Origin of the sequence: Citrobacter europaeus (assembly GCA_020099315.1) — a bacterium.
GTDB lineage: Bacteria > Pseudomonadota > Gammaproteobacteria > Enterobacterales > Enterobacteriaceae > Citrobacter > Citrobacter europaeus.
The window spans coordinates 3,829,226-3,853,260 of the sequence record CP083650.1 but is presented as its reverse complement, the minus strand read 5'-3'; the positions used below and the strand labels follow the sequence as shown (position 1 = coordinate 3,853,260).

Sequence of the window (24,035 nt, the reverse complement as noted above, 5' to 3'; positions counted from 1 at the left end):
ATAAAGCAAAGCCGCCATCCGGCATCACGATTTACACGGGCAACGTTTTCAGCAACGCAAAGGCCTCTTTCATGCGGTCTTCACTGACGACGAACGCGCAAAGCTGACCTTCGTCGTTCATCCCTCTGGCGACCATCCCCTGCGTTTCGGCGGCAATTTGCCAGTTCAAATCGCGGCGCTGGGTTTCCCCGGCCAAATGCAATGGCAGTTCCGGCGTTTTGACTTTTACCAGCATGGCTGGCAGCTTCAACGGCGTATTGCCGCCGAGCAGGTTTTTCGCCAGATACATGGCGCTCAGTTGAATCGGTTGCAGGAACGGAAGTACCTGACCGTTAATTTCCGCACAGTCGCCGAGTGCGTAAATATCCGGATGGCTGGTTTGCAGGTAGCTGTCGACGCAGACGCCACGGTTGATGTTCAATCCGGCGCGGCGTGCCAATGCAGTTTCCGGGCGCAGACCGGTTGCGGCGATCACCGCATCGACCTCTACGCTGCGGCTACGATCGAGCGTGGCGCGAATACCCGACGCCGTTTTCTCCAGCCCCTGAAGCTGCGATTTCAGCAGCAGATGTACACCCATATCGGTCAGACGATGCTGTAAGCGACTGCTGACTTCCGGCGGCATCAGCGAAGCCAGAATGCTGGCGGCGTTGTCGATAAGCGTCACCGCTTTACCGGCACGACAGAAATCCATCGCCAGTTCGCTGCCAATCAAGCCGCCGCCGACAATCAGTACCCGCTGTGCGTCGCGCAGCTGCGTTTCACAGGCGCGGTACTCTTGTTGACTGTTCAACGTGAGCATTAACTCACGTCCGGTAACGGGCGGTACAAAGGCTGAAGCGCCCGTCGCCAGTACCAGCTTGTCGTACTGCCACTGATGATCCTGGCTTTTCACTACGTGAGCATCAGCGTCGATGTCGGTTACCCAGGTGTGCGGGAACAGGCGTAAATTAAACTGTTCGGCAAACTCTCCCGCCGACTGGCGGGTGAGGTCGTCTGCACGCTGCGACTGACTGATAACATGGCTGAGATCGGGCTTGTTGTACTCATCCATGCTGTCCGCAGCAATCAGGGTCAGCGGGACATTTGCATCCTGCTTACGGATATTTTTGACTAACTGGCGGGCAGCGAAGCCCGAACCAATAATGACAATTCCGCGGCTCATTTTGCCTCCGTTGCCAGTACGTCGAAGACGTCTTTACCTAATGAACATTCCGGGCACAGGAAGTTGTCAGGCACGTCGCTCCACGGCGTTCCCGGCGCAACATCCTGCAGCGGTTCACCTTTTGCCGGGTCGTAAATCCACTGGCACACGCTGCATTGCATGCATGGACCGAGATCGGCTGCTGCGCAGGCGCACTCTTCTTCTTTGGATGCTGCTTTCACGGTTGTTTCCGGCAGTGGAGCAAGCGCCCACTGACGAGCAATTTCACGGCCGTGCTGGCGGCACAGTTCCAACGCATCCAGGTCCGGACGCCATTTGGCTTTGAGGCTCAGCGACATCTCGAAACCTGCATCCTGCAGGCGCGTGGATAAACGGTCTACCGCTCCGCCGCTCCAGCCGTGTGAGCCAAAAGCGCTGGCGCGTTTGTTGCGAAAACGCAGGCCGGTCATCTCTTCCACGAGACCCGCGATTTTCGGCATCATCACGTTGTTCATCGTCGAAGTACCGACCAGCACGCCTTTAGAGCGGAAGACGTTAGTCAGAACTTCGTTTTTATCGCTACGGGCGACGTTAAAGATTTTCACCGCCACGTTCGGGTCAACTTCGTTGATGCCCTGGGCAATGGCGTCCGCCATCATGCGGGTATTGTTGGACATGGTGTCGTAGAAAATGGTGATCCGGTCTTCCTGGTAATCCGCCGACCATTTCAGGTACATCTCAACGATTTGCGTTGGGTTGTCGCGCCATACCACGCCGTGAGAAGTGGCAATCATATCGACCGGCAGGTTGAAGCCGAGGATCTCAGTGATTTTCGGTGTAACCAGACGGCTGAACGGCGTCAGGATATTGGCGTAGTAACGCTGGCACTGTTCGAACAGTTCGGTCTGGTCAACTTCGTCGTTAAACAGACGTTCGTCGCAGTAGTGCTGACCGAAGGCGTCGTTACTGAACAGCACCGCGTCGCCGGTCATGTAGGTCATCATGCTGTCAGGCCAGTGCAGCATCGGCGTTTCAACGAAGATCAGCTGTTTGCCGTTACCAATGTCCAGTGAATCACCGGTTTTCACCACGTTGAAATTCCACTCCGGGTGATGGTGGTGCCCGTTGATGGAGTCAATGGCGTTGGCTGTGCAGTAAATCGGCGTATCCGGGATGCAGGACATTAGCTCGGTCAGCGCCCCGGCATGGTCTTCTTCCGCGTGGTTAATGATGATGTAGTCGATATCCGCGAGGTCAATTTCACTGCGCAGGTTCTGCACGAATTCACGGCTAAATTTGTGGTCTACTGTATCGATCAGGACATTTTTTTCTTCACGGATGAGATAGCTGTTGTAGCTGCTACCGCGCAGCGTTTTGTATTCAGTCCCGTGGAAATCACGAACTTCCCAGTCACGTTGGCCAACCCAATGAATGTTATTTTTAACCAGAATAGACATAGCAACCTCAGTAATTAATTCAGCGTTTTTCTAAAAAAGATGTTTTGCTTATTGCAGGTTGTGTGCCAACTTTTATTTTATTGATTTTAAAGGTTTTATTGTTTGGTGCTTATTAGGTGGTAGTCAAAATGACTATTCATTTTATTGTCAATATGACAATATGAATTGTCAAAATGACAATGAGGTAGTCATGAGCTTTTCCGTAGACGTGCTGGCGGGCATCGCCATTGAATTACAAAGCGGTATTGGACATCAGGACCGTTTTCAACGCCTGATAACCACCTTACGCCAGGTGCTGGAGTGCGACGCGTCGGCATTGCTGCGCTATGAGTCCCGACAGTTTATTCCGCTGGCGATCGATGGGCTGGCGCAGGATGTTCTCGGCAGACGCTTTACCCTGGAGGGGCATCCGCGTCTGGAGGCGATTGCCCGTGCCGGGGACGTGGTTCGTTTCCCTGCCGACAGCGATTTGCCAGACCCTTACGATGGGCTGATTCCGGGGCAGGAAAGCCTGAAGGTACACGCCTGCATTGGTTTACCGCTGTTCGCCGGTCAAAATCTGATTGGCGCGTTAACCCTGGATGGCATGGAGCCCGATCAGTTCGATGTTTTCAGCGATGAAGAGCTTAGACTGATTGCCGCGCTGGCGGCGGGCGCGCTGAGCAATGCGCTGCTGATTGAACAACTGGAAAGCCAGAATATGCTGCCAGGCCCATCGACGGCTTTCGAGCAGGTGACTGAAACGCAGATGATTGGCCTGTCGCCCAATATGATGCAGCTGAAAAAAGAGATTGAGATTGTGGCAGGGTCCGATCTCAACGTACTGATTAGCGGCGAAACGGGGACCGGGAAGGAGCTGGTGGCTAAAGCTATCCATGAAGGTTCGCCGCGCGCGGTAAACCCGCTGGTGTATCTGAACTGCGCGGCGTTGCCGGAAACCGTAGCCGAAAGTGAGCTGTTTGGGCACGTAAAAGGCGCGTTTACCGGGGCTATCAGCAATCGTAGCGGTAAGTTTGAAATGGCCGACAATGGGACGCTGTTTCTTGATGAGATTGGCGAACTCTCGTTAGCACTACAGGCTAAGCTGCTGCGCGTATTGCAGTACGGTGATATTCAGCGTGTGGGTGACGATCGCAGTCTGCGCGTGGATGTGCGGGTGCTGGCGGCGACGAACCGTGATTTACGCGAAGAGGTGCTGGCCGGAAATTTCCGTGCGGATCTGTTCCACCGTCTGAGCGTCTTTCCCCTTTACGTACCGCCTCTTCGCGAACGCGGCGAAGATGTGGTGCTGCTGGCTGGCTATTTTTGCGAGCAATGTCGGCTGCGGCTGGGGCTTTCCCGCGTAGTGTTAAGCCCCGGCGCGCGTAGCCATCTGCTGAATTATGGCTGGCCTGGAAACGTGCGCGAGCTGGAACATGCCATTCACCGGGCGGTGGTTCTGGCAAGGGCGACCAGGGCAGGGGATGAAGTGGTACTGGAGGCGCAGCATTTTGCCCTGCTGGATGAAGGTCCGGCTCCGCAGGCGGCAGAAGTTGTTGCGGAGATCCCACAGCATCACAGCCTGCGTGAGGCAACAGAGTCTTTCCAGCGGGAAATGATCCGTCGGGCACTGGCGCAAAATAACCATAGTTGGGCGGCAAGTGCGCGAGCGCTGGAAACAGACGTCGCCAACCTGCACCGGCTGGCGAAACGTCTGGGGCTGAAGGATTAGATAATACCGGCCTGATAGAAATCCTGCAGGTTGATAGCACCGGTGAGTTTACCGTTTTCATCTACCACCGGTGCGGCAGTGATTTTGCGCTTCATCAGGATCTCTTTGGCATCAATCGCGCGGCTCTGCGCCTGCAGCGTAATGCCATTATGGGTCATTGCTTCGCTAACCTGAGTGGTGAGCGCTCCGCCGCCAACCAGCCAGCGGCGCAGGTCGCCGTCGGTAAAGACCCCTTTCACTAGTGACGCGTCGTCGCAGACCGCCACCAGGCCAAGACCCGTGCGGCTGAGTTCCAGCATCGCGTCCATGACGCTGGTGGTAAGCGTCACCTGCGGAATGGCATCGTCACGGCGCATCAGATGATGCACTTTATTTAACAGACGAGCGCCCAGCGCACCTGCCGGATGCGAGCGGGCAAAATCTTCCTCGTTAAAGCCGCGCGCCTGCATTACGGCGATTGCCAGTGCGTCACCCATCATTAAAGTGTTCACGGTGCTGGACGTTGGTGCCAGACGCATCGGACAGGCTTCGCGCTCAACGGAAATATCCAGCACGGCTTTGGCGGCCAGACCCAGCGGTGAGGTCGGTTTTCCGGTCATTGCCAGCAGGGCGACGGATTTGTCTTCCAGGCGTGGGATGATGAGATCCAGCTCTTTTGCGCCGCCAGAGTAGGAGATAAATAGCATGACATCGCGGCTTTCAATCATCCCTAAGTCACCGTGCAGCGCTTCCGCCGGATGCACAAAAAAGGCGGGCGTGCCGGTACTGGCGAGGGTCGCTGCGATTTTTTTGCCAATATGGCCGGATTTTCCAATCCCGGAGACGATCACTTTGCCTTCGCAGTGGATGATAGTATTGGCGGCACGGACAAAATCATCGCCCAGCCGCTCAGGCAGTCGGCTGGCTTCCTGTAGTTCCAGCATTAACGTCTGACGGCCCGCGTTCAGTAGTGCATCACTCATTGGTTTCTCCGGTTATGATTACTTCAATCCCTTTTGCTTCCAGCGCCTGACGAAACGCAGGGTCGATACCCGCATCGGTAATCAGCTTGTCGACGCTTTCCAGACTGCACACAACATTAGGGCTTTTACGCCCGAATTTTGACGAGTCAGCCATCAGAATCACTTCACGAGCAGCATTACACATCGCTTTACTGACGCTAAACACCTCATTAAAGGTGGTCACGCCGGCATTGAGGTCAATGCCGTCGGTTCCCATGAAGAGTTTATCAAAGCTGAACTGCTCAAAGGCGTTTTCTGCCAGCTGACCGTGAAATGACGCAGATTTTTTGCGAAAGGTCCCGCCGGGCATCAGGATGGTTTGCTCGTTGTCCAGCTCCGAAAGGGCGTTAACAATGTGCAGACTGTTGGTCATGACGGTGATGTTGCTAAAGCGTGTGAGCATCGGCACCATCTGCAATACGGTGCTACCCGCATCCAGAATAATAGAGTCGCCATCGTGTATAAAACGGACGGCGGCTTCGGCAATCTGCTCTTTTTTATGCGTATTGATTAGCGTTTTATGATCGATTGGCGGGTCGGATTCGTCTTTATTTAATACTACGCCGCCATAGGTACGAATGACGGTTCCGGCATTTTCCAGAATGACCAGGTCTTTGCGAATGGTCGTGCCGGTCGTGTCAAAGTAGTGGGCCAGTTCTTCAACCGAGCATTTTCCCTGCTTTTGCAGATGCTCCAGTATGGCAGCCTGACGCTGACGAGGTTTCATAGGCGTGATTACCCTGACTTAATAGGTTGCAAAATGATAATTTCGCAAGCTATTAGCATTCACAACGAAATTACCCATGTTTCAGTTTAAGCGCCAATGATAGTGCATTCTGCGCTAACGGATCATGGGGAAAGATCACATCAGGCTGTAAATCATCAAGATGTTTGCCCATTATTGTGGCAATTTTGCCGGGTCTGGCGAATACCGTAAGACCTTTCATAAACAACGTATCGGTAACCCGTTGCCGCTCATCCAGCGCGATGGCGACCACCACGCGTGGTTTAAACCGTCCGCCGGAACGACCGACGCCAACCCGACCCCGTTGGCAGAGTTTATCAAACGCCCGGTTAAAGCGGGATATTTGCCAGCCGCCAAGCGCCAGTTGCAAACACCAGGCGATAGCGGCGACGGTAATCAGTGCGGAAACCATATGTACTCCTTTGATTTTGCCGGATAAGCGCAGTCGCCATCCGGCAATTCAACATTAAAACATCACCTGACCGCCGGTGACGTTGATGGACTGCCCTGTGCAGTAAGAGGCTTTCGGGCTGGCGTAAAACAGCAGCATATTCAACACGTCCTGATAATCGCAGCCGCGCTTGAGCGGAACCTTATCAATGTAATACTGCTCAACTTCGTCTGGCTTAAGGCCAAGCTTGGTCGCATATTGCGGCAATAACGACTGAAACATCGGTGATTTCAGCAGATTACCGAGCATCAACGAATGCACGGTAATCCCGTATTCCGCCAGATCCAGCGCCAGCGACTGGGTTAGGCCCACGCCGCCAAATTTTGCCGCGCTATAACCTGAGTTGTGTTTACTGCCCACTTTCCCTGATTTGGAGTTGATCTGGATAATGCGCCCCTGAACGCCATCGCGGATCATCAGGCGTGAGAATTCACGTGCGCAGAGGAAGTAGCCAACCAGATTCACTTGCAGCGAGCGGTCGAAATCCCCAAGCTGAAAGTCGCTGATAAACGCGGCTTTAGCGATACCCGCGCTGTAAACCAGCAGATCGACGCGGCCAAATATTTCATCCACTCCGCGCGATAACGCCAGCACGCTCTGCTCGCTGGTGGCATCTGCGCCAAAACCGTAGGCGGTGCCTTCGCCAAACTCGGCGTTAATTTCCTGCGCGACGTTGGCGGCTTTATCGCTTTGAATATCCACCACCGCGACGCGGTATCCTTCTGTCGCAAGCCCACGGCAAAGGAATGCCCCCAGGGTCTGGCCTCCACCAATGACAACGGCAACCTGATTCATCTTTATCTCCTTCAATCTTAAGCAACAAACTTCAAAATACAGCCCGGCGCTATACCGTCTGGTACAGGACCCGCAACGTGTACGGTGCCAGGGAATTCCGCTTCACTCAGTCCGTCAAAACGCAGGGTGATATGGCCCAGTTCACGTAAGTTTTGTTCCGCCACGCTGCCAACGGCCGTGACCGGGTAGTGATGCTGACCCAGCACAAATTGGATCCCTGCTTGCAATGAGCCGCTTAGTTCTCCGTGGCAATGGATGAAGCAAAACTCCTCGATATCCGCAGGGGCACCTTCACGAAAGGTAATCAGCATCTGGTCGCAGAGCGCATCCGGGGCGCTCTGTCCGATGCGGGTGATGGTGGTTTGATAAATCACGGTCATTTTTGAGTGCCTCTTATTGGTAAATAAAGCCGGAAACAAACCAGGCGATGAGAACGGTAGGTGCGCCGGTCAGAAAACGGCTCACCAGAACAGATGGCACGCCGACGCGGACCGTGTCCTGACGCGCTTCGGCCAACGACAACCCGACAGGAATAAAATCGCATGCAGCCTGGGCGTTAATGGCGAACAGGGCAGGTAGCGCCAGATGTGGAGGGATGTTCCCCAAACCAATCTGTACGCCGATCAGAACGCCGATAACCTGGGCGATAACCGCGCCGGGGCCGAGAAAAGGTGACAGCAGCGGGAAAGAACAGATCAGCGCCAGAGTGACCAGTCCCAGCGGATGGCTGGCCAGTGGTGCGAGTCCATGGGCAATCCAGTCCCCCAGACCAGAAGCCATGATGATGCCGATCAGCGCCGAGACGAACGCCATAAATGGCAGAATGGTTTTCAGAACGGTATCGATAGTGTCGCGTCCGGCCTGAAACAGAACCGCAACTGCTGAACCCATTCCCATCCCAACTTTTGCCAGCAGACCGTCGCTTTGTTCCGTAATTTTCTTGCTGGCGTCGTACTCGCGACCAATCGTGCTGCTTGCAGGCGTTGTCGCAGCGGATGCTTCACCGACAATGGTAATATTTTCTTCTTTTACGCCAGAGACATAGATGTCTTCGATAATGTACTGGGCCAGTGGGCCTGATTTACCTGTAGCGTGAATATTCACCGTCGGTATACGACGTTTGGGATAGATCCCGCAGCGCAGCGTGCCGCCGCAGTCGATGATCGCCACGCCAATTTCGTTTTCCGGCGGCTCGCCTTCTTTGAAGCCATCAACGGCCTGCCAACCGGTCAGACTTGCTATCCTGTCGACTATTGCAGGGCGAGTCCCGGCGGTGATATAGACAATTTTCTTGCCCGGTTCGGCATCCAGTTCAAGCGGGCCGCCCCAGCCGCCGGTGCCTTTTTCAATACGAATACGCGTCATGATGTTGCTCCCGCCAGATGCACTTTCTGCTCAAGTTGAATGCCCATTTTTTTCTCAAAGATGGCGGTGGTGAAATCAGTCACCCAGCCGCGGAAGAAGTTGGTCACCAGACCGACCAGCAAATAGCTCACCGCTAGCGGGCCGAGCGGAAGACCCAGCGTGGTCAGTCCGCTGGCGATCCCCAGATAGACGAACAGTTCACCAGGGTTGATGTGTGGGAATAAGCCGTTCATGGAATGGCAACTGTATGAGGCGGCGGCGTAGTAGCTGGGCTTGTACTTTTCTGGCATAAAGCGGCCCAGGCTCAGCGTCATTGGGTTACAAAACACAAATGTGCCGATGCACGGCAGCAGCAGATAGCGGGACAGCGGGTTTCCGGCGCAGCGCTGGGCAAAACGTTCAATGCGCTGCTGACCGATAAAGTTAATTAGCGCATTCATGATGACCAGCAGACTGATCAGCAGGGGCAGAATACCGGTTACCATGCCGGTAAAGACCTCTCCGCCTTTCTGGAACAACCCGATAAACCACTCAGCACCGAGTGTGATGGTGTCGATCATTATTCTCTCCTGTAGGGTTTTTAGTTATCTTGCCAAACGGTAACTAATTTTAATCAGATCGAAAGATTTAAAAGTGTTATTTTGATCTCAAAATGAAAGATAAATATTTTAATTTGAAAGATTGTGCGTAAGGGATCGCAAATGTGCCGGTCGGGGGGGCAAGAGGGGGGAAATTCTGTGAAGGAGAGTGACTACTACTTCCTTGTATGGAGGAGGATGCTTTACCATACTTCTCCCAGGCTGAATTTGTTTAATGGATGTCTCATGTTCAAGCGTCGTTATGTAGCGTTACTTCCCCTTTTCGTATTGCTTGCTGCTTGTAGCAGCAAACCTAAACCTTCAGAGACTCAAACGACTACGGGTACGCCTTCCGGCGGTTTCCTGCTTGAGCCACAGCATAATGTCATGCAAACGGGCGGCGATTTTGCCAATAATCCGAACGCGCAGCAGTTCATCGAGAAAATGGTGAACAAGCACGGCTTTGACCGCCAGCAGTTGCAAGAGATCCTGTCGCAGGCCAAGCGTCTGGACTCGGTATTGCGATTGATGGACCGCCAGGCACCGACGACTCAACCGCCAGCCGGGCCTAACGGCGCATGGTTGCGGTATCGTAAACAGTTCATCACGCCGGATAATGTGCAAAACGGCGTGGCCTTCTGGAACCAATATGAAGATGCCCTTAACCGTGCCTGGCAGGTCTATGGGGTACCGCCGGAAATTATCGTTGGCATTATTGGCGTAGAGACTCGCTGGGGCCGCGTGATGGGTAAAACGCGGATTCTGGATGCGTTGGCGACGTTGTCGTTTAACTATCCTCGTCGTGCAGAATATTTCTCTGGTGAACTGGAAACCTTCCTGCTGATGGCGCGAGATGAAAGCGACGATCCGCTTGATTTGAAAGGTTCTTTCGCCGGGGCGATGGGCTATGGCCAGTTTATGCCATCTTCCTATAAACAATATGCCGTTGATTTTAATGGCGATGGCCACATTAACCTGTGGGATCCGGTTGATGCTATCGGTAGCGTGGCAAACTATTTCAAAGGTCACGGCTGGGTGAAAGGCGATACGGTTGCGGTTCCGGCCAATGGTCAGGCGCCTGGGCTGGCGAACGGCTTTAAAACCCAGTACAGCATATCTCAGCTTGCCGCCGCGGGCCTGACGCCGCAGCAGTCGTTGGGGAATCATCAGCAGGCCAGCCTGTTGCGCCTGGATATCGGTACTGGTTATCAGTACTGGTATGGACTGCCGAACTTCTACACCATCACCCGCTACAATCACAGTACCCACTACGCGATGGCCGTGTGGCAATTGGGTCAGGCTGTCGCACTGGCGCGCGTGCAGTAATCGCTCCACCGGCCTACCGGAAGATATCTCTTGTAGGCCGGATAAGATGCTCTGGTATCGCCATCCGGCAGGTCTTATTTATGCCACGGAGCAATTTTTGGAATCCTCCTCGTAAATCGTTCTCTCCATCCCCACATTGGTTATGAAAGTGCTATCTTGTCCGGCATATTTTTTTAACTGACAGAGGCTGAAATGACTGACAGTGAACTGATGCAGTTAAGCGAGAAGGTTGGCCTGGCGCTGAAGGCGCGCGGTGCAACCGTAACAACGGCGGAATCCTGCACCGGCGGCTGGGTAGCCAAAGTGATTACGGATATTGCCGGCAGCTCCGCCTGGTTTGAGCGTGGGTTTGTAACCTACAGCAATGAAGCTAAAGCGCAGATGATTGGCGTGCGCGAAGAGACGCTGGCCCAGCATGGCGCGGTGAGCGAGCCTGTCGTGGTGGAGATGGCGATTGGTGCGCTAAAAGCCGCCCGCGCGCATTTCGCTGTTTCGATAAGCGGTATTGCGGGGCCAGATGGTGGCAGTGAAGAAAAGCCCGTGGGGACGGTATGGTTCGCTTTTGCCAGCGTGAGCGGCGAGGGGATTACCCGCCGGGAATGCTTCAGCGGCGATCGCGACGCGGTACGTCGACAGGCGACCGCCTACGCGTTACAAACCCTGTGGCAACAATTTCTACAAAATACTTGATACTGTATGAGCATACAGTATAATTGCCTCAACAGAACATTATCTATCACGTTTCGCGGTTTAACCCGAAAGCGGCATGACAGGAGTAATTAATGGCTATCGACGAAAACAAACAGAAAGCGTTGGCGGCAGCGCTGGGTCAGATCGAAAAGCAATTCGGTAAAGGCTCCATCATGCGCCTGGGTGAAGACCGTTCCATGGATGTGGAAACCATCTCCACCGGTTCGCTTTCTCTGGATATCGCACTGGGCGCGGGCGGTCTGCCAATGGGCCGTATCGTCGAAATCTACGGGCCTGAATCCTCCGGTAAAACGACGCTGACCCTGCAGGTTATTGCCGCCGCACAGCGCGAAGGTAAAACCTGTGCGTTCATCGATGCGGAACATGCGCTGGATCCTGTCTATGCGCGCAAACTTGGCGTTGATATCGACAACCTGCTGTGTTCTCAGCCGGATACCGGTGAGCAAGCGCTGGAAATCTGTGATGCGCTGGCGCGCTCCGGCGCGGTTGACGTTATCGTTGTCGACTCCGTTGCCGCATTGACGCCGAAGGCAGAAATCGAAGGCGAGATTGGTGACTCTCACATGGGCCTTGCGGCACGTATGATGAGCCAGGCAATGCGTAAGCTGGCCGGTAACCTGAAGCAGTCCAACACGCTGCTGATTTTCATCAACCAGATCCGTATGAAGATTGGCGTGATGTTCGGTAACCCGGAAACCACCACCGGTGGTAACGCCCTTAAGTTCTATGCTTCTGTCCGCCTGGATATCCGTCGTATTGGCGCGGTGAAAGAAGGCGACAACGTGGTTGGTAGCGAAACCCGTGTTAAGGTCGTGAAAAACAAAATTGCAGCGCCGTTCAAACAGGCTGAATTCCAGATTCTTTACGGTGAAGGTATTAACTTCTACGGCGAACTGGTTGACCTGGGCGTGAAAGAGAAGCTGATTGAAAAAGCGGGTGCATGGTACAGCTACAACGGTGAGAAAATCGGTCAGGGTAAAGCGAATGCGACCAACTGGCTGAAAGAAAACCCGGCAACTGCGAAAGAAATTGAGACGAAGTTACGTGAGTTACTGCTCAACAACCAGGATTCAACGCCTGATTTCTCCGTTGATGACAGCGGTGAAGACGTAAAAGAAACGAACGAAGATTTCTGATAATCTGTTTTGAATCGCATGTTTTGAATCGCATATAGTAAAGGGCTGCATATCATGCAGCCCTTTTTCATTTCTGAAGGCTCACTATGACAGAAGCAACTTCTCGCCGTTCGGCTTATTCACGACTTCTTGACCGCGCCGTACGTATTCTGGCAATGCGCGATCACAGCGAGCAGGAGCTGCGGCGCAAGCTGGCCGCTCCAGTGATGGGGAAAAATGGACCGGAAGACATTGATGCTACGCCGGAGGATTACGACAAGGTCATCGCCTGGTGTATTGAAAGTCGTTATCTGGATGATGATCGCTTCGTTCAGCAGTTTATCGCCAGCCGTAGCCGTAAGGGCTATGGACCCGCGCGTGTACGTCAGGAACTAAACCAAAAGGGGATCACGCGTGAGGCTATCGAGCGGGCCATGCGCGAATGCGAAATTGACTGGGCAGTTCTTGCGCGCGATCAGGCCATTCGGAAATACGGAGAACCTTTACCTGTAGATTTTTCAGATAAGGTAAAGGTCCAGCGCTTTTTGCTCTATCGTGGCTATCTGATGGAAGATATTCAGGCAATATGGCGAAATTTTGACGATTGAGCGCATACGGGATTTTACTTCCCAGTAAAGAAAACTTATCTTATTCCCACTTTTCGATTGCCAGAGGCGCAGTTTACGTGCCGATGCTGGTAATGACATTTCGTTAGCTTGATTTCTTCAGGATAATTATGAGCAAGAGCACCGCTGAGATCCGTCAGGCGTTTCTCGATTTTTTCCATAGTAAAGGACATCAGGTAGTTGCCAGCAGCTCCCTGGTACCGAACAATGACCCTACTTTGTTGTTTACCAACGCCGGGATGAACCAGTTCAAGGATGTTTTCCTTGGCCTCGACAAGCGTAATTATTCCCGCGCAACCACCTCGCAGCGTTGCGTACGTGCGGGCGGTAAGCACAACGACCTGGAAAACGTCGGTTACACTGCACGTCACCACACTTTCTTCGAAATGCTGGGCAACTTCAGCTTCGGCGATTACTTCAAACACGACGCCATTCAATACGCGTGGGAACTGTTGACCGGTGAAAACTGGTTTGCCCTGCCAAAAGATCGTCTGTGGGTCACCGTCTATGAAACTGACGATGAAGCCTATGAAATCTGGGAGAAAGAAGTCGGTATTCCACGCGAACGTATCATCCGCATCGGTGATAACAAAGGCGCGGCTTATGCTTCCGACAACTTCTGGCAGATGGGTGATACCGGTCCTTGCGGCCCGTGCACCGAAATTTTCTACGACCATGGCGACCATATTTGGGGTGGCCCTCCGGGAAGCGCAGAAGAAGATGGCGATCGCTACATTGAGATCTGGAACATCGTCTTCATGCAGTTCAACCGTCAGGCTGACGGCACCATGGAACCGCTGCCGAAACCGTCCGTGGATACCGGTATGGGTCTGGAGCGTATTGCGGCAGTGCTGCAACACGTTAACTCCAACTATGAAATCGACCTGTTCCGCTCACTGATCGAATCCGTGGCAAAAGTTACTGGCGCGACCGATTTGAGCAACAAGTCGCTGCGTGTTATCGCCGACCATATCCGTTCCTGCGCATTCCTGATTGCCGATGGCGTTGTTCCGTCGAATGAAAACCGTGGTTATGTGCTGCGCCGTATCATTCGTCGCGCGGTACGTCATGGCAATATGCTGGGCGCGAAGGATACTTTCTTCTACAAGCTGGTTGGTCCGCTGGTGGAAGTCATGGGCTCAGCAGGTGAAGAACTGAAGCGTCAGCAGGCTATGGTTGAGCAGGTTCTGAAAACCGAAGAAGAGCAGTTTGCACGTACTCTGGAGCGTGGTCTGGCGCTGCTGGATGAAGAACTGGCAAAACTGTCCGGCGATACGCTGGATGGCGAAACCGCATTCCGTCTGTATGACACCTACGGTTTCCCGGTTGACCTGACGGCAGACGTTTGCCGTGAGCGCAACATTAAGGTTGATGAAGCCGGTTTTGAAGCTGCAATGGAAGAACAGCGCCGTCGTGCGCGTGAAGCCAGCGGCTTCGGCGCAGACTACAATGCGATGATTCGCGTTGATGGCGCCTCTGAATTTAAAGGCTACGAACACCTGGAACTGAACGGCAAAGTGACCGCGCTGTTTGTTGATGGTAAAGCAGTAGACGCAATTAACGCAGGTCAGGACGCAGTTGTCGTTCTGGATCAGACGCCGTTCTATGCGGAATCTGGCGGTCAGGTTGGCGACAAGGGTGAACTGAAAGGCGCGGGCTTTAGCTTTGCGGTCAGCGACACGCAGAAATATGGCCAGGCCATTGGTCACATCGGCAAGCTGTCTACGGGTTCTCTGAAAATTGGCGATGCAGTACAGGCCGATGTTGATGATGCACGTCGTGCGCGTATTCGCCTGAACCACTCCGCAACGCACCTGATGCACGCGGCGCTGCGCCAGGTACTCGGTACGCATGTAGCGCAGAAAGGCTCGTTGGTTAACGATAAAGTGCTGCGCTTCGACTTCTCTCATACCGAAGCTATGAAGCCTGATGAAATCCGTGCCGTTGAAGATCTGGTGAATGCGCAAATTCGTCGCAACCTGCCGATTGAAACGAACATCATGGATCTCGAAGCGGCGAAAGCCAAAGGCGCAATGGCGCTGTTTGGCGAGAAATATGACGATCACGTGCGTGTTCTGAGCATGGGGGATTTCTCTACCGAACTGTGTGGCGGTACTCACGCCAGCCGTACGGGGGATATCGGTCTGTTCCGCATAGTGTCCGAGTCAGGCACCGCGGCGGGCGTTCGTCGTATCGAAGCCGTAACCGGTGAAGGCGCTATCCAAACCGTGCATGCTGAGAGCGATCGCTTAAGCGATATTGCGCAACTGCTGAAAGGCGATAGCCAGAATATCGGTGACAAAGTTCGTTCCGTACTGGAGCGTACGCGTCAACTTGAAAAAGAATTGCAGCAATTGAAGGAACAGGCTGCGGCGCAGGAGAGTGCAAATCTTTCCAGCAAAGCAGTTGATATCAACGGCGTGAAGCTGCTGGTCAGCGAACTCGCGGACGTTGAGCCGAAAATGTTGCGTACCATGGTTGATGATCTGAAAAATCAACTGGGGTCTACCGTTATCGTTCTGGCAACGGTAGTGGAAGGTAAGGTTTCTCTGATTGCGGGTGTGTCTAAGGACGTGACAGATCGCGTGAAAGCAGGGGAACTGGTTGGCATGGTCGCTCAGCAGGTAGGCGGTAAGGGTGGCGGTCGTCCGGACATGGCGCAAGCCGGTGGTACGGATGCAGCGGCTCTGCCTGCAGCGTTAGCCAGTGTGAAAGGCTGGGTCAGCGCAAAACTGTAATAATTATAAGCGTAAGCCGACGCTGCGGACTTCAGTCCGCAGCGGTTGGATCAACGCTATCGACAACGATAAAGTCAGGTTGAAGTTGTGTATATCGGCTAAACTTAGGTTTAACAGAATGTGATGCCGTGACTGCTTACACTTAGGTGTTTGTCATCGCTTACTTTTTGGCGTTATATGATGGATAATGCCGGGATACAGAGAGACCCGACTCTTTTAATCTTTCAAGGAGCAAAGAATGCTGATTCTGACTCGTCGAGTTGGTGAGACCCTCATGATAGGCGATGAGGTCACCGTGACAGTTTTAGGGGTGAAGGGCAACCAGGTGCGCATTGGCGTAAACGCCCCGAAAGAAGTTTCTGTCCATCGTGAAGAGATCTACCAGCGTATCCAGGCTGAAAAATCCCAGCAGTCCAGTTACTAAGGTTTTCGCGTCTCACCTTTCTGGTGAGGCGCAACCTGATTGAATAGTCCTTTTTCTTCTCTTTTCTATTTTGTCTTCCCCATTTTTTCGATTCCACTGCGCGTATTGCCTTTTCCTGCGACGTTTCCGTTTGTTCACTGCTTCAGGAAATTGCCAATTTATCTGTTGATAAAACACTCTTTTTGCCGTTTTTGCAGACTAATTGCGCGTGAAATGTGCAAACGATAAAAGCTCTGGAAAAATTGTTTGACTTATAAGTCCCAGAAAGTAATATGTGCGCCACGCAGCGACGATGAGCAGAAACAAGTTCTTCGAAGCACTCGCAAGAGGCGTGTTGGTGAGGTGGCCGAGAGGCTGAAGGCGCTCCCCTGCTAAGGGAGTATGCGGTCAAAAGCTGCATCCGGGGTTCGAATCCCCGCCTCACCGCCATTTGCATCCGTAGCTCAGCTGGATAGAGTACTCGGCTACGAACCGAGCGGTCGGAGGTTCGAATCCTCCCGGATGCACCATCTTCTCTGCAATAGCGCATTAGCGTTGTTACAGAAAATCGATATCACTTTAGCAGCGATATCAAATCTGCAGTAAGTAAGTTTCCCTGATGCATCCGTAGCTCAGCTGGATAGAGTACTCGGCTACGAACCGAGCGGTCGGAGGTTCGAATCCTCCCGGATGCACCATCTCTTACTTGATATCGTTTATTGCGGTATCAATATCGGCAGTAAAGCAAGTTTCCCGATGCATCCGTAGCTCAGCTGGATAGAGTACTCGGCTACGAACCGAGCGGTCGGAGGTTCGAATCCTCCCGGATGCACCATCTTCTCCGAGATAACAGCGAAACTGTTGTTTCATGGACTGCGAGATAATCGCGAGTACCAGGGAGGATAACGTTGCTTCAGCAACGGCCCGCAGGGCGAGGCGCAGCCGAGTAATCCTCCCGGATGCACCATCTTCTTCGCAGTATCAGTAGTAATCAGCAATTCCCGATGCATCCGTAGCTCAGCTGGATAGAGTACTCGGCTACGAACCGAGCGGTCGGAGGTTCGAATCCTCCCGGATGCACCATCTTCTCCGAAATAACTGTGAAACTGTTTTTTCATGGTCTGCGAGATAATCGCCAGCACCATCTTCCCCTTTTCGAATCATTTCCTCATACTCCCGGAACACCCCTTAATTCGCTGTCAGCGACAAAATCAATCAATTACGATAAAATAACGTCTGGTCAATCGGCTTGTGAGAAGACGATGTACGAACGTTATGCGGGTTTGATTTTTGATATGGATGGCACCATCCTGGATACCGAGCCTACGCACCGTAAGGCGTGGCATGAGGTATTGGGGCATTATGGGCTACGTTTTGATGAACAAGCCATGGTCGCCCTCAATGGCTCCCCAACGTGGCGTATTGCCCAGTCGGTAATTGAGTTGAATCATGCCGATCTTGACCCACATGCCCTGGCACGTGAAAAAACCGATAAGGTGAGAAGCATGCTGCTGGATAGCGTCCAACCTTTGCCATTGGTTGACGTCGTGAAGGCCTGGCATGGTCGCCGTCCTATGTCGGTAGGTACGGGGAGTGAAAGCGCGATTGCAGAGGCTCTGCTCGCTCATCTTGGGCTGCGTCGCTATTTTGATGCTGTAGTCGCAGCCGATCACGTTCAACGCCATAAACCTGCTCCTGATACGTTTTTGCTCTGTGCTGAACGTATGGGCGTTGTTCCGGCGCGCTGTGTGGTGTTTGAAGATGCTGATTTTGGACTGCAGGCGGCGCGTGCCGCGGGAATGGATGCTGTGGATGTCCGGTTATTGTGAGTGATGGACTATCGCTCCTGTCACTGTTTGCCAGCAGTTTTCTCAGCGCTACGCTATTACCCGGTAATTCTGAGGTTGTTTTAGTTGCTTTGCTGGTTTCTGGGGTAAGTCATCCCTGGGTCTTAGTCTTAACAGCAACAATGGGTAATAGCCTTGGAGGGTTAACTAACGTTATCCTTGGGCGTTTCTTTCCATTGCGTAAAACATCGCGCTGGCAAGAAAAAGCCACTGGCTGGCTGCGGCGCTATGGCGCTGTCACACTATTATTAAGCTGGATGCCGGTTGTGGGCGATTTACTGTGCCTGTTAGCTGGATGGATGCGCATCTCGTGGGGCCCGGTACTCTTTTTCTTATGTCTTGGCAAGGCGCTGCGCTATGTTGTTGTCGCAGCGGTTACGACGCAAGGCATTATGTGGTGGCACTAATTGTGTTGTGAGATAGCCTACAGGGTAACCAATACCATTATGCTAATTAAAACGATTTTGACAGGCGGGAGGTCAATTTGATCCCGGACGTATCACAGGCGCTGGCCTGGCTGGAAAACCATCCTCAGGCGTTAAAGGGGATTCAACGTGGGCTGGAGCGCGAAACGCTGCGCGTTAATGCAGACGGGTCATTAGCAACGACAGGTCATCCTGAGGTGTTAGGCTCAGCGCTAACGCATAAATGGATAACCACTGACTTTGCCGAAGCGCTGCTGGAGTTTATTACGCCTCCTGGCGACGATATTGAGAAAATGCTCACGTTCATGCGCGATCTGCATCGTTATACCGCCAGAAATCTGGGCGACGAGCGTATGTGGCCATTGAGCATGCCTTGCTATATTGCCGAAGGCCAGGATATCGAACTGGCGCAGTACGGTACGTCGAATACTGGTCGTCTGAAAACGCTGTACCGTGAAGGCCTCAAAAACCGTTACGGCGCGTTGATGCAAACTATCTCTGGCGTACACTACAATTTCTCGCTGCCGATGGCTTTCTGGCAGGCGAAATGCGGCGTAACGGACGGTGAAGATGCGAAAGAGAAGATCTCCGCAGGTTACTTCCGCCTGATCCGCAACTACTACCGTTTTGGTTGGGTTATCCCGTATCTGTTTGGTGCCTCTCCGGCCATTTGTTCCTCCTTCCTGCAAGGAAAACCGACAACCCTGCCGTTTGAAAAAACCGACTGTGGGATGTATTACCTGCCATACGCGACGTCGCTGCGTCTGAGTGATTTAGGCTATACCAATAAGTCGCAAAGCAATCTCGGAATTACGTTTAACGATTTGCATGAGTATGTGGCAGGATTAAAGCGCGCGATTAAAACTCCTTCCGAGGAGTACGCGGCGATCGGTCTGGAGAAGGATGGTAAGCGTCTGCAAATCAACAGCAACGTTCTGCAGATTGAAAATGAGCTGTATGCGCCTATTCGCCCGAAACGTGTCACTCGTCGTGGTGAAACACCTTCTGACGCGCTTCTGCGCGGCGGTATTGAGTACATCGAGGTTCGCTCGCTGGATATCAACCCGTTCTCACCGATTGGCGTAGACGAGCAGCAGGTGCGCTTCCTCGATCTGTTTATGGTCTGGTGTGCGCTGGCCGATGCCCCGGAAATGAGCAGCGATGAATTGCTGTGTACGCGTAAAAACTGGAACCGTGTGATCCTCGAAGGGCGTAAGCCTGGGCTGACGCTAGGCATTGGCTGTGAAACAGCCCAGTTCCCGCTGCCGAAGGTAGGTAAAGATCTGTTCCGCGATCTGAAACGCGTGGCACAAACGCTGGACAGCATCGATGGGGGAGAGGAGTATCAGAAGGTCTGTGATGAACTGGTTGCCTGTTTTGACAATCCTGAACTGACTTTCTCTGCACGGATCCTTCGGTCTATGATTGATGAAGGCATCGGTGGCACGGGCAAAGCGCTGGGTGAGGCTTACCGAAATCTACTGCGTGAAGAGCCGTTAGAAATATTGCAGGAAGCTGAATTTATTGCTGAAACCGAGGCTTCAAAGCGTCGTCAGCAGGAGATCGAAGCGGCGGATACTGAGCCGTTTAGCGTGTGGCTGGAAAAGCACGCTTGATACAAAAGAAAAAGGCCACTCGGGAGTGGCCAAAATTTCATCTCTGAAAACAGGGATGATGATAACAAATGCGCGTCTTTCATATACTCAGACTCGCCCCGGAACAAAGAGTTCAGATTATTTTTAAAAAATTTATCGGAGGTGGCTAAATGCCGTTGTTAGATAGTTTTACTGTCGATCACACCCGGATGGAAGCTCCCGCGGTCCGGGTTGCAAAAACGATGAACACCCCGCATGGCGACGCAATCACCGTGTTTGATCTGCGTTTCTGCATTCCGAACAAAGAAGTGATGCCTGAGAAAGGTATCCATACGCTGGAACACCTGTTTGCAGGTTTTATGCGTAATCACCTCAACGGTAACGGCGTTGAGATTATCGATATCTCTCCGATGGGATGCCGCACCGGCTTTTACATGAGCCTGATTGGTACGCCGGACGAGCAGCGAGTTGCCGACGCGTGGAAAGCAGCGATGGCGGACGTGCTGAAAGTGCAGGATCAAAACCAGATCCCAGAACTGAACGTTTACCAGTGTGGTACGTATCAGATGCACTCGCTTAGCGAAGCGCAGGATATCGCTCGTCATATTCTGGAGCATGATGTGCGCGTTAACAGCAATGAAGAGCTGGCGCTGCCGAAAGAGAAACTGCAGGAACTGCATATTTAGTCTTACTAATTAGCTGTTTCAGTATTTAAATTAACCCCGGTTTGTAGCCGGGGTTTTTTATTGCTTAACATAATTTGTATTTATTATATTTGTGAAGAAAATACATCACGTATTAACTAAAGCATGGCCAGAGAAATAATAAAATGTGATCTGGTATACAGAAAGTTGCGGATGATTAACGATGCCAGACCGCATTGATCACATAAATTAAAAAACATAAATAATGAATAGAAAAACATAATGGAATGCACCAGATATCCGGGTAATAACAAGACTCTTTTAATAGCCGGTGGATGAGGTTTTTATCAAATCTTATCTGGTATACATTTAACTTTAGGGATAAAAAATGAAGGTGAAATATTTAGCGCTAGTGGTCGGCGCTTGCTTTTCGCATAACCTTTGGGCAGCGAATACCGCTATTGAGCAGCGTCTTGCCGAACTGGAGCAGCGTGTGATTAATGCCGAGCAGCGGGCTGCTGATGCCGAGTCGCAAATCCGTTCGCTGAAGCAACAGCAGGTAGCCACAGCGCCGACGGTGCAAGTACAGTCTGCTGAACCCTCCGCCTCTACGGAAAATCCACCCAAGTTAACGCTATCCGGTTTTAGCGATATCAAGTTCTATGGCGACGTTGAGTTTAATATGGATGCGGCAAGCCGCTCTGGTAGTCTGACATCAACCAGAACTTCTGCGAATAAAGATTGGGCGCCAGGAACGAATGAACGTTGGGATATCAACGGGCGTCTACTATTAGGGTTTGATGGCTACCAACGACTGAACAACGGTAATTTCGCCGGATTCTCAGTTCAGCCGCTGGCAGACCTGACCGGAAAAATGAATCTCGATGATGCAGTGTTCTTTTTTGGTCAGGAAAAAGACTGGCAAATTAAGGTTGGACGCTTTGAAGCTTACGATATGTTCCCGCTGAATCAGGATACCTTTATTGAATATTCAGGTAATACGGCGAATGACCTGTACAGCGATGGCTACGGTTATATATATATGATGAAAGAGGGCCGGGGGCGTAGCGACAGCGGTGGTAACTTCCTGATCAGCAAAACCATCGATAACTGGTATTTCGAAGTGAACACATTGATGGAAAATGGCAGTACGCTCTATACCGAGAAGCAGTACCACGGAATGGACTTAACCAACGATAAAAACGTGGCCTATGTGCGTCCGGTGATAGCCTGGCAAAGCGGACGCTTCTCGACGGCGGTGGCGATGGAAAGTAACGTCGTCAACAACGCCTATGGCTATTATGAGAATGGGAAGTGGATCGATCAGTCCGATCGTACAGGCTATGGTTTTACTATGACCTGGGATGGTCAGAAAACCGATCCAGAAGATGGTGCGGTGATTAACCTGAACACCGCCTATATGGATGCGACCGACGAGACCGATTTTACCGCCGGGGTGAATGCGTTGTGGCACCGGTTTGAGCTGGGTTATATCTATGCGCATAACAACATTGACGCCTTCAACGCCACTAATCTTGAAGCCGTTTGCGAGGAAGATTGTTGGATAACCGATCCTGGCAGTTATGATATTCACACCATTCATGCCTCATATCTGTTCCCCAACGTACTGGATATGAAAAACTTTAACATCTACCTCGGTGCCTATGCCTCATGGGTTGAGGCCGATCCGAATAATGGCGATAACAGCGAAGATGCACGCTACGGCGGGCGCCTGAGATTTAAATATTACTTCTGATCGCGAGTCTAATAAAAAAGGGATCCGCAGATCCCTTTTATCAGAAGCTTAGTGTGCGCCGCCGCCACCACCGCCTGCGCCGAAGGGCGGTTTGGCAAACCACACCAGGCCAAGCAAAACCAGGAAGATCCCCGCCGACATCCAGAAGATTTCGTTGGCGGAAATAATCAGACCCTGATTGGTGATCTGCTGAGCTATCCAGCCTGACGCCTGCTGCTGCGTCATCCCTAAATCCTGCAGCTTATCGTACATGGCCTGCGCATTTGGGTTGTAGGGGTTTACGGATTCCGTTAACTGCGCATGGTGCAGCGACTCGCGGTTCGTCCACATCGTTGTCGTAATCGACGTGCCGATAGAACCTGCCAGCGTTCGCGTAAAGTTCGACAAACTTGATGCTGCGGCCAGACGCTCAGGCGGTAAGCCGGACAGCGTGATGGTCGTCAGTGGCATAAAGAAGCAGGCTACCGCGAACCCCTGAATAAACTGCGGCCAGGCTGATGCGCCAAAGTCCATACCCGGTTCGAACGTCCACGCACGCCAGTAGAAACAGACGGCATACATAATAAAACTGAACGTCACCAACCTACGCATATCCAGCTTGTGCGCAAAGCGGCCGATAATTGGCGACAGGATCACCGGAATGATCCCTACCGGCGCGGACGCCAGACCGGCCCAGGTTGCCGTATAGCCGTAAACCTCCTGCAATAGCTGCGGCAGCAGGACGATTGCGCCGAAGTAGAGCATATAGGCCAGGCTGATACACAGGCAGCCGATGGTAAAATTACGCGACTTAAACAGCGAGAGATCGACGATGGGGTGCTCGTCGGTAAGCTCCCAGACGATCAGGAAGCTGATAGCGACAACCGCGACCACCGTCAGGATGATAATCTCCTGCGAGGCGAACCAGTCCAGCTCTTTGCCGCGGTCGAGCATAATCTGCAAACTGCCGATACCGATGACCAGCAGAGCCAGACCAATGGCGTCGATGCGCCGCTGCTCGGTTTTGGTTTCCCGTCCGCGCAGGGTTTGCAGGGTCATCAATACCACCGCAGCACCGATTGGCACGTTGATGAAAAATATCCAGCCCCAGTGATAGTTGTCGCTGATATAGCCCCCAAGAATAGGGCCACATATCGGAGCAACAATTACCGTCATCGACCATAGCGCGAGGGCGATGGAACGCTTGGCGGGAGGATAGTTATTCAGCAACAGGCTCTGTGACAGAGGAATTAATGGACCGGCGACAATCCCTTGTATCACGCGGAAGAAAATGAGCATGTTCAGGCTGGTGGACATCCCACATGCCCAGGACGCAATGACGAAGGCAATTGTGGACCACATGAAGAGCCTGACTTCGCCAAAGCGCTTTGCCAGCCAGCCGGTGATCGGAATAGAGATAGCATTCGCCACCCCGAAAGAGGTGATCACCCAGGTTCCCTGGCTCAGCGAAGAGCCCAGGTTCCCGGCGATAGTGGGGATCGCCACGTTAGCAATGGTGGAGTCCAGCACCTGCATGAATGTCGCCAGGGACAGCGCGATCGTCATAATGACGAGCTGCGCGCCTTCCAGCGGTTTTTGCTGTTGCATCACACGCACCTTTAA

Annotated in this window: 22 protein-coding genes and 5 tRNA genes; 17 read left to right on the top strand and 10 right to left on the bottom strand. The window is 52.6% G+C overall.

Translation table 11 applies throughout. The features are described 5' to 3' along the window. Positions 1 to 31 precede the first annotated feature (31 nt). Together norW and norV are read right to left on the bottom strand one after the other, a co-directional pair. Positions 32 to 1,165, bottom strand: coding sequence for an NADH:flavorubredoxin reductase NorW (norW, locus tag LA337_18105; GenBank protein ID UBI15063.1), 1,134 nt, complete (start codon positions 1,163 to 1,165; stop codon positions 32 to 34). Further along, a complete protein-coding gene (gene norV / locus LA337_18100; protein ID UBI15062.1) occupies positions 1,162 to 2,601 on the bottom strand; it encodes an anaerobic nitric oxide reductase flavorubredoxin in 1,440 nt (479 codons plus the stop codon). Before norV ends, norW begins: the two co-directional genes overlap by 4 nt. Before the next feature lie 190 nt (positions 2,602 to 2,791). Between norV and norR the strand changes: the two genes are divergently transcribed. Continuing rightward, a complete protein-coding gene (norR, locus tag LA337_18095; GenBank protein UBI15061.1) occupies positions 2,792 to 4,312 on the top strand; it encodes a nitric oxide reductase transcriptional regulator NorR in 1,521 nt (506 codons plus the stop codon). Here norR and gutQ read toward each other — a convergent pair. The 7 genes from gutQ to srlA all read right to left on the bottom strand — a co-directional run bounded on the left by gutQ (position 4,309) and on the right by srlA (position 9,229). Continuing rightward, positions 4,309 to 5,274, bottom strand: coding sequence for an arabinose-5-phosphate isomerase GutQ (gutQ, locus tag LA337_18090; protein UBI15060.1), 966 nt, complete (start codon positions 5,272 to 5,274; stop codon positions 4,309 to 4,311). The two genes, norR and gutQ, sit on opposite strands and share 4 nt — an antisense overlap. Next, a complete protein-coding gene (locus LA337_18085; protein UBI15059.1) occupies positions 5,267 to 6,040 on the bottom strand; it encodes a DNA-binding transcriptional repressor in 774 nt (257 codons plus the stop codon). Before LA337_18085 ends, gutQ begins: the two co-directional genes overlap by 8 nt. Before the next feature lie 70 nt (positions 6,041 to 6,110). Then, positions 6,111 to 6,470: a transcriptional regulator GutM gene (gutM, locus tag LA337_18080; GenBank protein UBI15058.1), complete on the bottom strand. Its 360-nt coding sequence runs from the start codon at positions 6,468 to 6,470 to the stop codon at positions 6,111 to 6,113. A 54-nt stretch (positions 6,471 to 6,524) separates the two neighbouring features. Next, entirely contained in the window at positions 6,525 to 7,304 is a 780-nt protein-coding gene (srlD, locus tag LA337_18075) for a sorbitol-6-phosphate dehydrogenase (protein UBI15057.1), read from the bottom strand. A 17-nt stretch (positions 7,305 to 7,321) separates the two neighbouring features. Further along, on the bottom strand, positions 7,322 to 7,684 hold the full coding sequence (srlB, locus tag LA337_18070; protein UBI15056.1) for a PTS glucitol/sorbitol transporter subunit IIA: 363 nt from the start codon (positions 7,682 to 7,684) through the stop codon (positions 7,322 to 7,324). Between the two features lie 13 nt (positions 7,685 to 7,697). Beyond that, positions 7,698 to 8,669, bottom strand: a complete 972-nt coding sequence (locus tag LA337_18065; GenBank protein ID UBI15055.1) for a PTS glucitol/sorbitol transporter subunit IIB — start codon at positions 8,667 to 8,669, stop codon at positions 7,698 to 7,700. Beyond that, complete coding sequence (gene srlA, locus LA337_18060) at positions 8,666 to 9,229, bottom strand: PTS glucitol/sorbitol transporter subunit IIC (protein ID UBI15054.1); 564 nt, start codon at positions 9,227 to 9,229, stop codon at positions 8,666 to 8,668. Before srlA ends, LA337_18065 begins: the two co-directional genes overlap by 4 nt. A gap of 264 nt (positions 9,230 to 9,493) precedes the next feature. Here srlA and mltB point away from each other — a divergent pair, with 264 nt between their 5' ends. The 16 genes from mltB (at position 9,494) to LA337_17980 (ending at position 22,433) form a co-directional block, all read left to right on the top strand. Beyond that, a complete protein-coding gene (mltB, locus tag LA337_18055) occupies positions 9,494 to 10,573 on the top strand; it encodes a lytic murein transglycosylase B (protein UBI15053.1) in 1,080 nt (359 codons plus the stop codon). A gap of 192 nt (positions 10,574 to 10,765) precedes the next feature. Further along, complete coding sequence (gene pncC, locus LA337_18050) at positions 10,766 to 11,263, top strand: nicotinamide-nucleotide amidase (protein UBI15052.1); 498 nt, start codon at positions 10,766 to 10,768, stop codon at positions 11,261 to 11,263. 92 nt (positions 11,264 to 11,355) lie between these two features. Then, the gene (gene recA, locus LA337_18045) at positions 11,356 to 12,420 is read left to right on the top strand and encodes a recombinase RecA (protein ID UBI15051.1); all 1,065 of its coding nucleotides are present in this window, start codon (positions 11,356 to 11,358) and stop codon (positions 12,418 to 12,420) included. A gap of 86 nt (positions 12,421 to 12,506) precedes the next feature. Then, positions 12,507 to 13,007, top strand: a complete 501-nt coding sequence (gene recX / locus LA337_18040; protein UBI15050.1) for a recombination regulator RecX — start codon at positions 12,507 to 12,509, stop codon at positions 13,005 to 13,007. Between the two features lie 128 nt (positions 13,008 to 13,135). Further along, positions 13,136 to 15,763 carry an alanine--tRNA ligase gene (gene alaS, locus LA337_18035; GenBank protein ID UBI15049.1) on the top strand — a complete coding sequence of 876 codons (2,628 nt, stop codon included), beginning with the start codon at positions 13,136 to 13,138 and terminating at the stop codon, positions 15,761 to 15,763. A gap of 238 nt (positions 15,764 to 16,001) precedes the next feature. Next, positions 16,002 to 16,187 carry a carbon storage regulator CsrA gene (gene csrA / locus LA337_18030; protein ID UBI15048.1) on the top strand — a complete coding sequence of 62 codons (186 nt, stop codon included), beginning with the start codon at positions 16,002 to 16,004 and terminating at the stop codon, positions 16,185 to 16,187. Positions 16,188 to 16,523: 336 nt separating this feature from the next. After that, positions 16,524 to 16,616, top strand: a tRNA-Ser gene (locus tag LA337_18025). Positions 16,617 to 16,619: 3 nt separating this feature from the next. After that, positions 16,620 to 16,696 (top strand) — tRNA-Arg (locus LA337_18020). A 91-nt stretch (positions 16,697 to 16,787) separates the two neighbouring features. After that, positions 16,788 to 16,864 (top strand) — tRNA-Arg (locus LA337_18015). A 60-nt stretch (positions 16,865 to 16,924) separates the two neighbouring features. Next, positions 16,925 to 17,001: transfer RNA gene (locus tag LA337_18010), tRNA-Arg, on the top strand. A gap of 171 nt (positions 17,002 to 17,172) precedes the next feature. Then, positions 17,173 to 17,249 (top strand) — tRNA-Arg (locus LA337_18005). A 179-nt stretch (positions 17,250 to 17,428) separates the two neighbouring features. After that, positions 17,429 to 17,995: a fructose-1-phosphate/6-phosphogluconate phosphatase gene (gene yqaB / locus LA337_18000; protein ID UBI15047.1), complete on the top strand. Its 567-nt coding sequence runs from the start codon at positions 17,429 to 17,431 to the stop codon at positions 17,993 to 17,995. After that, a complete protein-coding gene (locus LA337_17995; GenBank protein ID UBI15046.1) occupies positions 17,992 to 18,420 on the top strand; it encodes a DedA family protein in 429 nt (142 codons plus the stop codon). Before yqaB ends, LA337_17995 begins: the two co-directional genes overlap by 4 nt. Before the next feature lie 77 nt (positions 18,421 to 18,497). After that, complete coding sequence (gene gshA, locus LA337_17990; GenBank protein UBI15045.1) at positions 18,498 to 20,054, top strand: glutamate--cysteine ligase; 1,557 nt, start codon at positions 18,498 to 18,500, stop codon at positions 20,052 to 20,054. Positions 20,055 to 20,203: 149 nt separating this feature from the next. Next, positions 20,204 to 20,719, top strand: coding sequence for an S-ribosylhomocysteine lyase (luxS, locus tag LA337_17985; GenBank protein ID UBI15044.1), 516 nt, complete (start codon positions 20,204 to 20,206; stop codon positions 20,717 to 20,719). A 346-nt stretch (positions 20,720 to 21,065) separates the two neighbouring features. Then, positions 21,066 to 22,433 carry a carbohydrate porin gene (locus LA337_17980; GenBank protein UBI15043.1) on the top strand — a complete coding sequence of 456 codons (1,368 nt, stop codon included), beginning with the start codon at positions 21,066 to 21,068 and terminating at the stop codon, positions 22,431 to 22,433. A gap of 48 nt (positions 22,434 to 22,481) precedes the next feature. Here the strand turns inward: LA337_17980 and emrB are convergent, their stop codons facing one another. After that, positions 22,482 to 24,020 carry a multidrug efflux MFS transporter permease subunit EmrB gene (gene emrB / locus LA337_17975; protein UBI15042.1) on the bottom strand — a complete coding sequence of 513 codons (1,539 nt, stop codon included), beginning with the start codon at positions 24,018 to 24,020 and terminating at the stop codon, positions 22,482 to 22,484. Between the last annotated feature and the right edge of the window lie 15 nt (positions 24,021 to 24,035).